Annotated in this window: 10 protein-coding genes; 1 reads left to right on the top strand and 9 read right to left on the bottom strand. The window is 68.1% G+C overall.

Annotation, left to right across the window (positions count from 1 at the left end):
• Positions 1 to 159 precede the first annotated feature (159 nt).
• Positions 160 to 1,971: a putative bifunctional diguanylate cyclase/phosphodiesterase gene (locus BM193_RS05290; RefSeq protein ID WP_092795947.1), complete on the top strand. Its 1,812-nt coding sequence runs from the start codon at positions 160 to 162 to the stop codon at positions 1,969 to 1,971.
• Between the two features lie 12 nt (positions 1,972 to 1,983).
• Here the strand turns inward: BM193_RS05290 and BM193_RS05285 are convergent, their stop codons facing one another.
• The 9 genes from BM193_RS05285 to BM193_RS05245 form a co-directional block, all read right to left on the bottom strand.
• Positions 1,984 to 4,434 (bottom strand): TonB-dependent siderophore receptor, encoded by a 2,451-nt coding sequence (locus BM193_RS05285; RefSeq protein ID WP_092795946.1) that lies wholly within the window; start codon positions 4,432 to 4,434, stop codon positions 1,984 to 1,986.
• Between the two features lie 79 nt (positions 4,435 to 4,513).
• Complete coding sequence (locus tag BM193_RS05280; RefSeq protein WP_092795944.1) at positions 4,514 to 5,467, bottom strand: FecR domain-containing protein; 954 nt, start codon at positions 5,465 to 5,467, stop codon at positions 4,514 to 4,516.
• Positions 5,464 to 6,006 carry a sigma-70 family RNA polymerase sigma factor gene (locus BM193_RS05275; protein WP_092795942.1) on the bottom strand — a complete coding sequence of 181 codons (543 nt, stop codon included), beginning with the start codon at positions 6,004 to 6,006 and terminating at the stop codon, positions 5,464 to 5,466. Before BM193_RS05275 ends, BM193_RS05280 begins: the two co-directional genes overlap by 4 nt.
• Before the next feature lie 122 nt (positions 6,007 to 6,128).
• Positions 6,129 to 6,482: a DUF3325 domain-containing protein gene (locus tag BM193_RS05270; RefSeq protein ID WP_092795940.1), complete on the bottom strand. Its 354-nt coding sequence runs from the start codon at positions 6,480 to 6,482 to the stop codon at positions 6,129 to 6,131.
• On the bottom strand, positions 6,482 to 8,104 hold the full coding sequence (locus BM193_RS05265) for a PepSY-associated TM helix domain-containing protein (RefSeq protein ID WP_092795938.1): 1,623 nt from the start codon (positions 8,102 to 8,104) through the stop codon (positions 6,482 to 6,484). Before BM193_RS05265 ends, BM193_RS05270 begins: the two co-directional genes overlap by 1 nt.
• Complete coding sequence (locus tag BM193_RS05260; protein ID WP_092795936.1) at positions 8,101 to 8,457, bottom strand: DUF3649 domain-containing protein; 357 nt, start codon at positions 8,455 to 8,457, stop codon at positions 8,101 to 8,103. The genes BM193_RS05265 and BM193_RS05260 overlap by 4 nt, the downstream gene beginning before the upstream one ends.
• Positions 8,458 to 8,459: 2 nt before the next feature.
• The gene (locus BM193_RS05255; protein ID WP_092795934.1) at positions 8,460 to 9,206 is read right to left on the bottom strand and encodes a DUF4198 domain-containing protein; all 747 of its coding nucleotides are present in this window, start codon (positions 9,204 to 9,206) and stop codon (positions 8,460 to 8,462) included.
• Between the two features lie 81 nt (positions 9,207 to 9,287).
• The gene (locus BM193_RS05250) at positions 9,288 to 11,549 is read right to left on the bottom strand and encodes a TonB-dependent siderophore receptor (protein ID WP_139176022.1); all 2,262 of its coding nucleotides are present in this window, start codon (positions 11,547 to 11,549) and stop codon (positions 9,288 to 9,290) included.
• A gap of 280 nt (positions 11,550 to 11,829) precedes the next feature.
• Entirely contained in the window at positions 11,830 to 14,253 is a 2,424-nt protein-coding gene (locus BM193_RS05245) for a TonB-dependent siderophore receptor (RefSeq protein WP_092795930.1), read from the bottom strand.
• Positions 14,254 to 14,265 lie beyond the last annotated feature (12 nt).

Genomic DNA, 14,265 nt, shown 5'->3' with positions numbered 1-14,265 from the left:
CGGGCGTGCCGCTTGACACCTGTCAAGCGGCGTCGCATCAGTCAATTATGTTGCCCGAATTCTTATACTATTTCCTTTCCGCATGTATCTGCGCCCGGCCGCATGGCGCGCGTTGCAAAGGAAAACCATGTTCCGTTCTTTCCGCCTGCCGGGTGACGCATGACGGCGCCGCTGCTGGCGCTGCTGTGCCTGTGCCTGGCCGTGGTGCTCAGCGTGCTGCTGGCCTGCCAGTGGCAGGCGGCGCGCACGTGGCGCCTGCGCCATGCGGCCGGCCTGCTGCTGCAGGCGGCGCAGGCGCGGCGCATGGCGGACGCGCTGGCCCTGCTGCACGCGCTGCCGGCGGCCGTCATCGGCACGGACCACGATGGGGTGGTGCGCTACCTGAATCCGCGCGCCAGCGCCATGGGCGGCCTGCTGGGCGACGATGGCCTGGGCCAGCCCGTGACGCAGCTGCTGCCGCTGTTCCATGATGGCACGCCCGTCGATGCGGCGCGCCAGGTGCGCGATTGCGTGGCGCAGCAGGAGGTGCTGGAAGTGGCGCGCGGCGCCGTGCTGCTGCGCCATCTCGACGGCAAACGCATCGACGTGCAATACAGCTGCGCGCCGCTGTCGCACGGCGGCGCGGTGCTGCTGCTGCACGACGTGTCGGCGCGCCGGCGCGCCGAGCAGCAGCTGGAATTCATCGCCCACCACGATGGCCTGACGGGCTTGCCGAACCGCCTGCATTTCCAGATCCGCTTCGAGCACGGCATCGCCTACGCGCGCCGCCACCAGGGCTTGCTGGCGGTGCTGTTCGTCGACATCGACCGCTTCAAATCCATCAACGACAGCCTGGGACACGACGTGGGCGACCAGGTGCTGACGGAGTTCGCGCGGCGGGTGCAGCAGTGCGTGCGCAAGGTCGACACGGTGGCGCGCCAGGGCGGCGATGAATTCATCATCCTGCTGACGGAACTGCGCACGGCGCAGGATGCCGAGCGCGTGGCCGAGAAAATCGTTGGCGCCATCGGCGCGCCCTTCGTCATCGGCGAATACAGCCTGACGGTGGCGGCCAGCGTGGGCGTGGCCCTGTATCCGGACGACGATGACGACGTCAACGCGCTGATCGAGAAAGCCGACCTGGCCATGTATGCGGCCAAGCGCCACGCGCCCGGCACCTGCCAGCGCTATGCGGCGCGCATGCAGACGCAGTCGTATTCGCGCACCATCCTCGAGACGGCGCTGCGCCATGCGCTTGAGCGCAACGAGTTCGTGCTGTACTACCAGCCGCGCATGAACCTGAAGACGCGCAGCATCACGGGCGTGAAGGCGCTGCTGCGCTGGAAGCATCCGGAGCTGGGGCTGATGATGCCGCTCGATTTCCTGCACGTGCTGGAGGAAAGCGCCTTGATCCTGCCCGTCGGCGCCTGGGTGCTGGCCACCGCCGTGGAACAGGCGCGCAGCTGGATCGCGCAAGGCCAGCCGCTGACGGTCTCCGTCAGCCTGTCGGCGCGCCAGTTCTACCAGCGCGACATCGTGCGCAATTTCGCCGCCGCGCTGGAGGCGGCCGGCGTGCCCGGGCACTGCATCGAACTGGAAATCGCCGCCGCCATCCTGATCGACAGCAACCAGAATTGCGAGCTGATCCTGCGCCAGTTCCGCCAGCTGGGCATCGCGATCGCCATCAGCGATTTCGGCACGGGCGACTCTTCGCTCAATTACCTGAAGCGCTTTCCCACGGACGCCGTGAAGATCGAAAAGTGTTTCGTCGATGACCTGGGCACGCCCGGCGGCGACGGCGCCATGGTGCGCGCCATCGTGGCCATGGCGCACACGCTGCAGCTGCGCACTATCGCCGGCGGCGTGGAAAATGGCCAGCAGCTGGAACTGCTGGCCGAGATGGGCTGCGACGAGGCGTTCGGCTATTTCCTCGGCCGCGCCATGGCGCCCGACGGCGTCGAGGCGCTGCTCAGGAGCGGCGCCGCCGTGTAGCGTGCCACACGCCTAGAACTTGTAGCGCAGCGACAGCATGGCGTTGCGCGGATCGCCGTAGTAGCCGCCCATGCCCGTCGAGTAGTAGCGCTTGTCGAAGACATTGTTGACGTTCAGGGTCGCCACCAGTTGCGGGTTGAGCTGGTACTGCGCCATCAGTCCCGCCACGGCATAGGCCTTTTGCGTGAAGCGTTCGCCGTTCGGGCCGCGCTCATCCATATAGATAGTGCTCTGCCAGTTCACGCCGCCCCCCAGCAGCAGGCCCGGCACGCCCTGCGCCAGGCGCCAGGTGGTCCACAGCTTGGCCATGTTCTGAGGCTGGTTGGTCTGGATGCGCTCGCCGGCCGCGTTGCGGATGCGGCTGTAGGCATAGCTGGCCGTCAGTTGCCAGTCGGGACGCAGCTGGCCCGATACTTCCGCCTCGACGCCGCGCGTGGTGGCGCCCTTCACCGTGTGATAGGCGTAGGAGCCGCCGCCCGTGCCGATGATCCAGACGTTGCCCGGATCGGCTTCGGCCAGGTTTTCCTGGCGCAGATGGAACACGGCGGCGCTGGTGGTGAGCTTGCCGCCGAAGAATTCGCCCTTGGCGCCCACTTCGTAGTTTTTGCCTTCCAGCGGCGCCAGGAAGCGGCTGCTGGCGTCGCGCTGGCTTTGCGGCGTGAAGATGCTGGTGTAGCTGGCGTAGGCCGACCAGTGCCGGCCCAGGTCGTAGACCAGGCCCGCATACGGCGTGATCTTGCCGTTTTCGCGCATGGCGTCGTACAGGTCCGTGTCGTTGACATAATCGCTGCGGATGTCGCGCTTCCAGTACGACAGGCGCGCACCTAAAATCACCGACAGCGCTTCCGTGGGGCGCAGGCGCAGCGTGGAATACAGGCCGCTTTCCCGTTCCTTGTCGTAGGAGGTGCCCTGCCGCGTGCCGCTGTAGTCGGGCACCGGCATGGCGCCATGCCAGGCGTGGATATCCGGCACCGTGTAGTCGTAGCCGTCCAGGCGCCAGCCCGGATAGATGGGGCCATTCGTCCGCAGTTCCGAGGCGCTTGCGCCCAGCACCAGTTCATGCTGGCGGCCGAAGGCCTGGAACGGGCCGCTGACGTAGGCGTCGAGCGCGGTCTGCTGCGGCTTGCTGTGCCAGTTGGCCAGCCACAGCTGCATGCCGCCGCCCGTCACGCGGTCCGGGTAGCCATTGCCGGAAAAGCCCTGCAAGGCATCGTAGCGGTTGCTGCTGCGGCTGACGGCCACCTTGGCGATCCAGTCATTGTCGAAATAATGGTCGAGCGTGGCGAACAGCATGCTCTGTTCGCGGTCATACGTGCTCCATGCGGCCGTGCCATTCATCGAGCGGGGGAAATGCGTCTGCGTGCCGTCGGCATAGAACATGGGGAAGTCGCGTCCCGCGCCCTTCAGCTTTTCCTTCTGATAGTTGACGCCGGCGCTGAGCACCGTCGACGGCGCCAGGTCCGCTTCGACGATGGCGTACAGCACGTCTTTTTTCTGCCGGTAGCGGTCGATGAACGAGCGCTGGTCTTCATGCGCGGCGACGAGGCGCGCGCGCACCTTGCCGTCCGCCGTCAAGGGCGTGGAGACATCGCCCTCGATGCGGTAGCGGTCCCACGAGCCCGCTTGCGCGCCGGCCGTGGCGGCAAAGGCGCGGCCCGGGCGCTTGCGCACCAGGTTGATGGCGGCCGACGGGCTGCCCGTGCCGCTGATCAGGCCCGTCGCGCCGCGGATGATCTCGACGCGGTCGTAGATGGCCATGTCAAAGGTGCGCGCTTCCAGGTTCTTGCTGGTCGGGATGCCGTCGAACATGTACGACGTCACTTCGAAGCCGCGCGAAAACACCTGGTCGTATTCGCGCGTGCTCGATGAATGGTCGACCGTGATGCCGGGCGCCTGCACCAGCACGTCCTGCAAGGTGCGCAAGCCCTGGTCCTCGATCTGCTGGCGCGTGATGACGCTGACGGCCTGCGGCGTTTCGCGCAGCGACAGGTTCAGGCGCGTGGCGCTGGTCAGGCCAGCGTAGCCGCGCCTGCCTTCCGTGGTGCCGTCGCGCAGGGCGCTGGAACTGACGGCCACTTCGCCCAGGGTGGCGGCGATCGGCGCGCCGCCGGATGCCGCAGCCGCCTTGCGCAGCACGTAGCTGCGTTCGCCGCCGGGCAGCGCTTCCAGGCCCGTGCCGGCCAGCAGGCGGGCCAGCGCCTGCGGCACCGTGTAGCTGCCGCTCAGGCCCGGCGTGCGCATGCCCTGCAGCAGTTCGGCCGCCGCGCCCACGCTCACTTTCGCCTCGATGGCAAAGCTGGCGATGGCGGCCGACAGATCGCCCGGCGGCACGCTGACATGCACTGGCACGGCGGCTGGCGCGGCGGCGGCATCGGCAGCCATGGCCGGCGCCTGCGCCAGCAGCATCAGGAATACGGCGCCGCCGACGGCGCGCGCGAGGGGAGTCAAACGGGGGGTATGCATGGTCTTGCCTTTCCGGTGGAGTGTCGTTGTCATACCCACAGGACAGGCCATGCTGGAAAAAGGGGCCAACTTGTGCCAATTATTTTTGGCGGGCCGCGATGGTGACCCAGTACGGGGTGCGGTACAGCACGTCGACGGGCAGCATGCGCGCGAGATTTGCCAGCACGGCGTCCGTGTCGTCGAGCTGGAAGGCGCCCGACAGGCGCAAGCCCGCCACTTGCGGTTGCACGCGCAGCAGGCCGGGACGGTAGCGCGACAGCTCGGAGGCGAAGGCGTCGAGGCGCATGTCCTGCGCCGCCAGCACGCCGCGCGCCCACGCATCGGCTTGCAGCGGCGCCGGTGTCGGCAGGCTGGCGTGGCTGGCGTCGAAGCGGCTTTGCTGGCCTGCCGCGACGGTGCGCACCGTGGCCGAGGGCGCGCGCGGCGTGATTTCCACCGCGTGTTCCAGCACCGTCACGCGGCAGCCATCGTCGTCGATCCGCACGGTGAAGCGCGTGCCCAGCGCGCGGATGCGGCCATGGCAGGTGGCGACGATGAAGGGGCGGCTGCCCGCATGGTCGGGGCGCGTCTGCACCAGCACTTCGCCGCGGCGCAGGGTCAGCAGGCGTTCGTCGGCGCCATACGCCAGGTCGACGGCGCTGTCGGTATTGAGGACCAGCGCGCCGCCATCGGGAAGGACAATGTCGCGCCGCTGGCCCACGCCGCTGCGGTAGTCGGCCAGCAATTCATGGCGCACCAGCAGCCAGGCGGCCGGTGCCGCCATCAGCGCCAGCAGCGCCTGCATGGCGATGCGGCGCTGCGGCCGGCGCAACACGGGCGCGGCCAGGGCGGGCGGCAGCAGGCCGGCCGTCTGGCTCACCTGCTGCACCCGGCTCCAGGCGCGCGCGTGTTCCGGGTCGCGCGCGCGCCATTGCGCGCTGGCGGCCAGGTCGTCCGGCGTGGCCTGGCCCGACTGCTCCAGCAGATACCATTCGACGGCCTGGCGCGCCACCTTGCGCGACAGCGGAGGGGATGGCGGAGCGGCGGCGCTCATGCCGGCAGCTCCGGTGCCAGCAGCACGCATTGCGTCAGCGCCTCGGCCATGTAGCGCTTCACGGAGCGCTCGCCGATGCCCAGCTGCGCGGCGATATCCGCGTAGGCGTGGCCTTCGATCTGCGCCAGGATGAAGACGGCGCGCACCTTCGGCTTCAGGCCGTCGAGCATGGCGTCGACGGCTTGCAGTGCCTGCAGGAGCTCGGCGTGCTGTTCGGCGGACGGCTGGTGCTGCTGCGGCAGGGCGGCCAATGCCTCGGCCCAGGCCCGCTCCAGCGACTGGCGCCGCAGATGGTTGATCAGCAGGTGCTTGGCGACGGTAGCCAGGTAAGCCTTGGGCGCGCGCAGGGCCGGCGTGTGCGGCTGCGCGGGCGCGCCGGCCAGCAGGCGCGCGAAGGTGTCCTGCATCAGGTCCGCCGCCTCGGCGGCATTGCCCAGGCGCCGCTGCAGCCAGTGCGCCAGCCAGCCGTGGTGCGCGCGGTAATGGCTGTCGAGCTGCGTCGGCAGCAGGGGAGTGGGCGCGAACGGACTGCCTGGCATGGTGGTAAGGCCTTAATGCAAATAAGAATTATTCTCATTTTAGCGCGGTGGCCTTGGCGGCGCAATGCGCTGTTGCTGGCCCACCACGCATTGACTGGCGCGTGGCGGGCCAGCCAGGCCCGCTACAGCACGGCCAGCGCGATGGCGGCCAGCACGGCCGCGCCGCCGATGCAGCGCGCCAGGCGCATGGCCTGGTGCGGCGCGTAGGGCAGCAGCCAGATCAGCAGCAAGCCGCAGCCCGTCAGGCTGCCGACCCAGTAGACGAGGCCATAGCCGGCGCCGGCGATGTGCATGGCCCAGGCCAGGCCGGCCGCCAGTGCCACCCACCCCGTCCACCGCAGGCGGCGGCGCAGGGGCGCGGGCGGTTCGGCGCCGCGTCCGTGCAAGTCGGCGTAGTGGCGATCCATGGCCAGGCACAGCGACGACAGGCCCGCATAGCACAGGGCAAACACGAGGAAGTTCGCGACTGGTTCCATCACGCGGCCTCCATCGTCTGCGCTGGTTTCACCGGCGCCGCCTTGGCCCCTTTCACGGGCAGCGGTTTCAATTTGAACGCCGCATACGCCAGGCCCAGGCCCAGCACCAGCACCACCAGGTCGAAGGCGGCCACCGCCACGGGGCCGCGGCCCAGGAACAGGGTCACGCCCAGGTGCGATCCGCTGGTGAAGACGTTCAGCACGGGCAGCGATGCCAGCAGGAAGGCGCCGACTGCCAGCTGCATGCGCCACATGGCGCGCGAGGGACGCAGCTGGGCGACGATGGCGGCCAGGGCCCAGGCGCCGAAGAAGCAGGCGATTTCCTCCTTCGGCCGGTCTTCCATCGTCACCGACAGCAGGCGGTTGGACCAGAAGTAGGCGCCGAAGGCGATGGGGATGCCGGCGATGGCGCCGATATTGAGCGCCTCCACCAGGCGCAGGCCGAAGCTGGGACGCTTGCCGGCGGCCAGCGCCTTGGCCTGTTTCTGGCGCGTCTTGACGGCCCACAGCAGGGCGCCCGTGGCGACCATGGCGCAGCCGGCCAGGCCGGACAGGAAGAACAGCGCGCGCAGCAGGGGGCCGCCGAAGCGGGCGATGTGCAGGCCATACATCACGCCGTGCGTGGCGGCGGCGCCGGGCAGCGCTTCGCCATCGGTGGCCAGCAGCTTGCCGGAAACGCCATCGAATTCCATCGACGGCTGCTTCGACGAGATGTCGCGCCCGGCCGCGCGCGACAGCGAGATGGTGGCGTTGGCGTCGCCCGGGTGGTTCACGGAGATGCGCTCGACCTTGCCGCCGCCCCAGTGCTGCTCCGCCTGGCGCACGAGCGGCGCCAGCGGCGTCAGGGGCGCGGCCACGCCGGCCGCCTTGCGCTCGTCCGAGCGGCCCGGGAAGGCCTCGGCAAAGAAGGCGTCCTGGTCGCCCTTGTAGGCGGCCGTGGCGCCGGACGGCATGTACAGGAACATCAGCGTGACCAGGCCCGTGTAGGTGATCATCATGTGGTAGGGCAGGGCCAGCACGGCCGTCACGTTGTGCGCGTCGAGCCACGAGCGCTGGCCCTTTTTCGGCCGGAAGGTAAACAGGTCCTTGAAGATGCGCTTGTGCGTGACGATGCCGCTGATGATGGAGACGAACATGAACATGGCGCAGAAACCGACGATCCAGCGGCCCCAGATGGCGGACATGTAGTGCAGGTCGAAGTGCAGGCGGTAGAGGAATTCGCCGCCCCGCGTGTCGCGCGGCTTGGACAGCACTTCGCCCGTGGCCGGGTCGGCCGCCTCGCTGTGGAAATTGCCGCGCCGTCCGCGTTTCTTTTCACCGGGCTTTGCCGGCTTGCTCCAGCCCAGCTGCGTGGCGGGATGGCGCTCGCCGGGCAGGCTGATGAACCAGCGCGTGGCGCCGCCGGCCCGCTCTTCCATGGCCTGTTGCGCGACCTTGGCCGCTTCCTCGGTGCTCACCTGGCTGGCGGCGGCGCCGTGCAACTCGGGCTGCATCCACAAGGTGATTTCATCGCGATAGTAGCTGGCCGTGCCGGCGCAAAACACCAGCAATAAAATCCAGCAGACGAGCAGGCCGGACCAGGTGTGCAGCCATGCCATCGACTGGCGGAAACCTTCTTTCATGCGAGACTCCAGGATAAGGCGTCCATCGCCTGCAGGATGGCGGCGATGAGGGCGGCCGGGATCAGCAGACCCAGCCAGGCGCGCAGGGCGCTGCGGGTGGCGAAGACCCACATCACCACGCAGGTGTAGATGGCAAACGACAGCAGCGTGGCCGTCATGACGGCTTCGGAGCGTGCCATGGGCAGGCTCACCGACAGCAGCATGGTGAGCAGCGCCGCCAGCACGTAGCCGCCAACGATGGCGGCCACGCTGCGCGAGGCCACGCCGAGGCGGTAGAGCGCGCCGGCGGACAGGCGCCGGCGCGCGATTTTTTCAACGGCGTCAGTCGATGCGGTATGGGCGGGTGCTTGCATGGTCAGTCGTGGTCCTGGCTCGGTGGCAGGGCCGGACCGGCCGGCAGCGGGGCCACGCCCTGCGGCTGCACCAGGCTCAGGCTGGTCACGTACATGGCCTTGTCGTAATGCTCGTCACCGCGCTGGCCGGCCGTCTGGTCCGTGTGCTGCACTTCCAGCACATACGTGCCCTTCCACGGCAGCGGGAAGCTGACCAGGCCCTGCGCATCGCTCCACGCTTCCTTGCCCCAGCCCGACTGCACCACGGCGTTGACCTTGGCCTGCGCCAGCGGCTTGCCACGGTAGCTGACCTGGAACTGGCCCGGCTTGCCCGTCGGCACGAGGTCCAGGGTCAGCGCGGGCGCCTGCGCCTTGGCGTCGGCGATCAGGCGCGCGGCCGGCACCCACACGGTGCGCGTGGCCTTGCCCTCCTTTTTCTCTTCCCACGACGGGTAGGCGTTTTCCTCGACGATGATGCTTTCGCCGGCCGCCACCTTGCCGTTCAGGATAAACGCACCGGCCGTCTTGCTCGCCTGCAGGAGCTTGCTGCCGGAGGGCGCAATCCACGTCACGCTCTGGAAGCGGAATTTGTCCAGCAGGCCCGGCGACGCTTCGCGCAGGTTGTCGCCGAATTCGCCGAAATACACGCTGGCCGCCTTGCCGTCCTGCTGCAGCCAGATCTGGTGCGCGCTGGCCGTGCCAGCGGCAAGGAAGCCCGCCAGCAAGGCGGTGGCGAGGGCGCCGCGGCGCGCGATGGAAGTGATGTGCATGGTGTATCCCTTGTATTTTTTTATGTGAAACAGTCAAAACGGCCGCGTTCCCGAAGAAGGCGGCCGGCACGGTGCATCAGATCAGTACTGGTAACGCAGGTTCAGCGCCACGTTGCGCGGTTCGCCGTAATAGCCGCCGTTATAGAAACCCACGCGGCGGAAATACGTCTTGTCGAACAGGTTGTTGACGTTCAGGGTGGCGGCCAGCTTGGGACTGATCTGGTAGCGCGCCATCAGGTTGGCCAGCGCGTAGCTGCCCTGGCTGACCCGCGTCCTGGTCTTGTCCGGCAAGGTGGCCGTCGTCCAGATTTCGTTCTGCCAGTTCACGCCGCCGCCGATGGTGAGGTGTTGCAGTGCGCCCGGCAGGCGGTAGGTGGTCGAGGCGCGCAGCATGCTGGCCGGCTGGATGGTGTTGGTCAGCACGCCCTTGCCCGTCTTCGAGGTGCCGTGCGTAAACCCGCCGAACAGCTGCCAGCCTGCCAGCGGGCTGCCCGACACTTCCATTTCGTAGCCGCGGCTTTTCGTGCCCTTGCCCGTCGAGACATACGGACGGCTGCCGTCCGGCAGCAGGAACGCCGGCGGCACGGACATATCCTCCTCGCCCAGGTTGTCCTGCCTGGCCTGGTAGACGGCGAACGAGGCGTTGACGGCGCCGTCGAAGAATTCGCTTTTCACGCCCGCTTCCACGTTGCTGCCCGTGATCGGATCGAGGAAGGCGTTGTGCTTGTCCTTCAGGTTTTGCGGCTTGAACAGGTCCGTGTAGCTGGCGTACAGCGAGGTGCTCCTGCTCACGTCGAGCACCACGCCCGCATAGGGCGTGACGACATCGTCCGTCTTGTAGGCCGAGCTGCGCTTCACAAAACGCCCCTGGGTGTCATAGCGGTCGTTATAGGTTTCCCACTTGGAGATGCGCGCGCCGGCCAGCACCTTCAGATTGTCCATGAGGTGGATGCGCGTGGCGACAAAGGCGCCCGACTGTTTCGTCGTCGCGACGTCGCGCGCGCCCGTGCGCAGCATGGCCGGCTCCGGCACATCGCCCGTCCAGTGGCGGAAGTCGGGGATGGTGGTGGCGAAGGGCAGCGGGTCCTCGAACTGCGTTTCATTCGTCGTGCCGACGCGCTTCCAGCCGTTCACGCCCAGCACCAGGTCGTGCTGGCGGCCGAGCAGGGGGAAGGTGCCGTTGGCCGACACGTCGAAGTTATCCTGTTTTTCATCGTAGGGGAAGGCGCTGCTCCACACGGACAGGCCCGAGCCGTCGCGGTTCGGGTAGCCGCTGCCGCCGTAGAACAGCTTGCCGTTCGACGAGCTGTCCAGGCGGCCATAGGCGGCCTTGACCTTCCAGTCGTTGGCGAAGCGGTGTTCGAGGTAGACGTATTTGTTCTCGAATGCGCGTTCCCAGCTGCTCCACTTGGCCGCCATGTTGAACGAGCGGGGCATGTTGGCCGGCGTGCCATCCGAGAAGAACAGGGGCGTGGTGCCCCAGCTCGTGCCTTTCGGCGTGTTTTTCTGGTAGTCGATGCCGGCCGTCAGCAAGGTGGCCGGCGTCAGGTCCGCCTCGACGATGACGGCGCCCACCCGCTTGCGTTCCTGGTACAGGTCCATGTAGGAATGGCGGTTCTGGCCGGCCACCACGACGCGCCCGCGGATGCTGCCATCCGCATTCAGCGGCGCGCTGATGTCGCCGTCCAGCCGGACCTTGCTCCACGAACCGACGGTCAGGCCGGCCGAGGCAGAAAATTCCTTGCCGGGGCGCTTGTGCAGCATGTTGATGGTGGCGGACGGGTCGCCATTGCCGCTGACCAGGCCCGTGGCGCCGCGCACGATCTCGATGCGGTCATACAGGGCCGTGTCGAACAGCGCATTGCTGCCCGAATTGACGGCCACGCCGTCGATCTGGTAATTGCCGATGGAAAAGCCGCGCGCTGAAAAGGTCGTGCGCTCGCTGTCGTTTTCCTGCACCGTCACCCCCGTCGACTGTACCAGCACCTCGGCCAGGCTATTCAGGCCCATGTCGTCCATGCGCTGGCGCGTCACCACCGAGATCGATTGCGGCGTTTCGCGCATCGACAGGCCCATGCGCGTGGCCGTGCCCATCTGTTTTGTCGTATACGAACCCGTGTTCTCCGTCGCTGCCTTGTCTTGCTGGCCCAGCACCTTGATCTCGCTCAGGGTCGCTTCCTCGGAGTCGGCCGGGGCGTCGGCAGCCAGGGCCGCGCCGGCGCCCAGCGTTGCCGCCAGCAGGGCCGAGCGGACGGCGGCGGCCAACGGGCGCATGCGCCCCGCCGGGAGGCTGGGGGAAATCGTGGCGGCAACGGTGCCGGCCAGCGAACGTGTTCGTGCCATGAAGCATCCTTCTTCTCGTGAGCCTGCCGCCGTGCGGCACGCTTGGTTGATTGGTATGGGGGGCTTGCTTGGCGGGGATGCCTGGCTGGCGCAGCGTGTCATTCAGCTGCGCATCGGCCAGGCGGCTGCGTGCAGACTCGGTGGAGAGTCTAAATGTGAATGAGAACTATTCTTATTATAGTGCGAGGTTGTGAGACATGCAAGAGTGCGATGTTGTAAACGCGCACGGCCGCCCCATTGCTGGCGGCGGCCGTGGCGCGCGATGCTGGCGGCGAGGCGCTTACAGCGACGGCGTGTAGCGCACGGTGAGGATGATGTTGCGCGGTTCGCCGAAGTAATTGCCGCGCCGCAGTTCGCCCGTGGCGGCCCAGTAGGTCTTGTCCGTCAGGTTGGCGATGCTGAGGTTGGCGCTCCAGTGGCGGTTGAAGATGTAGGAAGCGCGCGCATCCCAGACGGTGCGTCCGCCATTGCGAAAGGCCACGTCGGGATTGTCGTCCGCCTGGTACAGGTAGCCGCTTTGCGCCGAGACGCCGCCGCCGATGGTCCAGTGGTTCCAGGCGCCGGGCAGGCGGTAGCTGGTCGACACGCGCAGCATGTGCTTGGGCGTGACGGTGGGCGGCGTTTCGCCCGCGTCGCCGCGCGCGATGTTGTAGGTGTAGCCGGACGACAGCTGCCAGCCGGGCAGCACTTCGCCGCTGGCGTCCGCGTCGATGCCGGTGCTGCGGATCGGCCGGCCATTGCGGTAGCAGCTGCCCGTCAGGTCCCACTTCAGGCAATCGTCGTTGCTGGCCTCGTCGTAGATGGCCGTGTCGCGCTTGTTGATGCGGAAGGCGGCCAGCGCCACGTTCAGGCGGCCGTCGTACAGCTCGCCCTTCACGCCCGCCTCATAGGTGTCGCCGACCACCGGTTTCAGCGGCTGTCCGCCCAGGGTGTAGTACAGGCTCTGCGGCTGGAAGATGCTGGCGTAGCTGCCGTACACGGACCAGCGCGGGCCCAGGTCCTGCACCAGGCCCGCATACGGCGTGAATTCGCGGCTCTCCTTGTAGCGGCTGACGGGGTCGGTATCGAGCCGGCCCGTGGTCTGCTTGTCGAACCAGCTCAGGCGGCCGCCCAGCAGCAGGTGCAGCGCCGGATTGAGTTCCCAGCGCGTGCTGGCGTAGGCGCCGTAATGCTGTTCGTTCAGGTGCGGCAGCGTGTCCCAGGCCGGATGCGCGGGCTGCGCCAGCAGGGAATTGTTGGGGTGGAAGACATCGAAGGGCAAGCCTGGCGAGGTCGAAGCCGCATGGTCGTCGGTGATGGCGCGCGAGGCGTTCAGGCCCAGCAGCACCTCATGCCTGCCGCCCCAGGCCTGGAAGCCGCCGCCCACGTTGGCGTCCAGGCCCGTGGTGACGATATCCTGCTTGCGGTAATTGATGCTGTACAGGCGCGCGCCCGTTTGCGTGACGGGATCGATGCTGCCGCGCACGATGGCCGCCTGCTGGTCGAAGGCCCCATAGGTGCGGTTGATGGCCAGCTTGGCCTTCCAGTCGCCGCCGAAGCGGTGCTCCAGGTCGGCGAACAGTTCGCCGATGGTGGCGTCGTGGCGGTTCCAGTCCTGCGCCAGCGAGGTCGAACGGCGGATCGGCAGGGTGGCGCCATTGCTGTAGCGGGGCAGGCCGAACAGCCAGTAGCCATCCGTCACCGTGTGCTGGCGGCGCGCGCCCGCGCGCACGGTGGTGGCCGCGTCGAGGTCCGCTTCGACGATGCCGTAGAACAGGGGCATGCGGCTGTGCGCCGCATCATAAAAGAAATCGCGGTCTTCGTAGGCCACCAGCGCGCGGCCGCGCACGGTGCCGGCCGCATTCAGCGGCGTGCCCGCATCGAGCGCCACGCGGCGCTGGTTCCAGCTGCCCACGGTGGCGGTGACATCGGCATGGGCCTCGGCGCGCGGGCGCTTGCGCACCAGGTTGGCGACGCCGCCGGGCGTGCCGGCGCCGACGATCAGGCCGGCCGAGCCGCGCAGGATTTCCACGCGGTCATACACGGCCATGTCGGGGATCAGCCAGCCCGTGGCATTGTCGGCCACGCCGGGCATGCCGTCGACCAGGTAGGACAGGGCATTGCCGCGCGCCAGGAATTCGTGCGAGCCGAAGCTGCGGTTCATGCGCGTCAGGCCCGTGCTTTGCTCCAGCACCTGGTCCAAGGTGAACAGATTCTTGTCATCCATCTGCTGGCGCGTGACGACGGACACCGATTGCGGCGTCTCGCGCAGCGAGCGTTCCGCGCCCGCCAGGGTCACGGCGCGCGTCGTGTAGGCGCCCGTGCCATCGCTGGTGGCCGTGCGCTCGCCATTGGCCGTCACCGTGATTTCCGACAGGGTGGCCGTCTCGCCCGTGGCCTTGGGCGCCGCCTTGATGATGACGGCATTGCCGTCGATCGACGCTTGCAGGCCGCTGCCGGCCAGCAGGCGCTCCAGCCCATCGCGCACGCTCAGGGTGCCGCTGACGGCGGGCGCCGTCTTGCCGGCCACGAGGTCGGGGGGAAACAGCAGTTGCAGGCCGGCCTGGCGCGCCAGTTCGTTCAGCGCCTGCCCCAGCGGCTGGGCGGCGATGGCCAGTTTGACGGGCGGCAGCGCTTGCGCCTGCGCCACGGAGTACGAAGCCATGGCCAGCATGGCGGCCAGGGCGAGGGGAGCGGGTGTCAGCTTGAAGCGGGGGGACCACATGTTGCATTTCTC

Origin of the sequence: Janthinobacterium sp. 344 (assembly GCF_900112025.1) — a bacterium.
GTDB lineage: Bacteria > Pseudomonadota > Gammaproteobacteria > Burkholderiales > Burkholderiaceae_D > Janthinobacterium.
Note: the sequence above shows the minus strand (reverse complement) of the source record. Positions and strands in the feature narration are given on the sequence as shown.

Bases quoted from the DNA above. Each gene is read 5' to 3' on its own strand.
- BM193_RS05290 (WP_092795947.1), top strand. From the start codon at position 160: ATGACGGCGCCGCTGCTGGCGCTGCTGTGCCTGTGCCTGGCCGTGGTG.
- BM193_RS05285 (WP_092795946.1), bottom strand. From the start codon at position 4,434: ATGCATACCCCCCGTTTGACTCCCCTCGCGCGCGCCGTCGGCGGCGCC.
- BM193_RS05280 (WP_092795944.1), bottom strand. From the start codon at position 5,467: ATGAGCGCCGCCGCTCCGCCATCCCCTCCGCTGTCGCGCAAGGTGGCG.
- BM193_RS05275 (WP_092795942.1), bottom strand. From the start codon at position 6,006: ATGCCAGGCAGTCCGTTCGCGCCCACTCCCCTGCTGCCGACGCAGCTC.
- BM193_RS05270 (WP_092795940.1), bottom strand. From the start codon at position 6,482: ATGGAACCAGTCGCGAACTTCCTCGTGTTTGCCCTGTGCTATGCGGGC.
- BM193_RS05265 (WP_092795938.1), bottom strand. From the start codon at position 8,104: ATGAAAGAAGGTTTCCGCCAGTCGATGGCATGGCTGCACACCTGGTCC.
- BM193_RS05260 (WP_092795936.1), bottom strand. From the start codon at position 8,457: ATGCAAGCACCCGCCCATACCGCATCGACTGACGCCGTTGAAAAAATC.
- BM193_RS05255 (WP_092795934.1), bottom strand. From the start codon at position 9,206: ATGCACATCACTTCCATCGCGCGCCGCGGCGCCCTCGCCACCGCCTTG.
- BM193_RS05250 (WP_139176022.1), bottom strand. From the start codon at position 11,549: ATGGCACGAACACGTTCGCTGGCCGGCACCGTTGCCGCCACGATTTCC.
- BM193_RS05245 (WP_092795930.1), bottom strand. From the start codon at position 14,253: ATGTGGTCCCCCCGCTTCAAGCTGACACCCGCTCCCCTCGCCCTGGCC.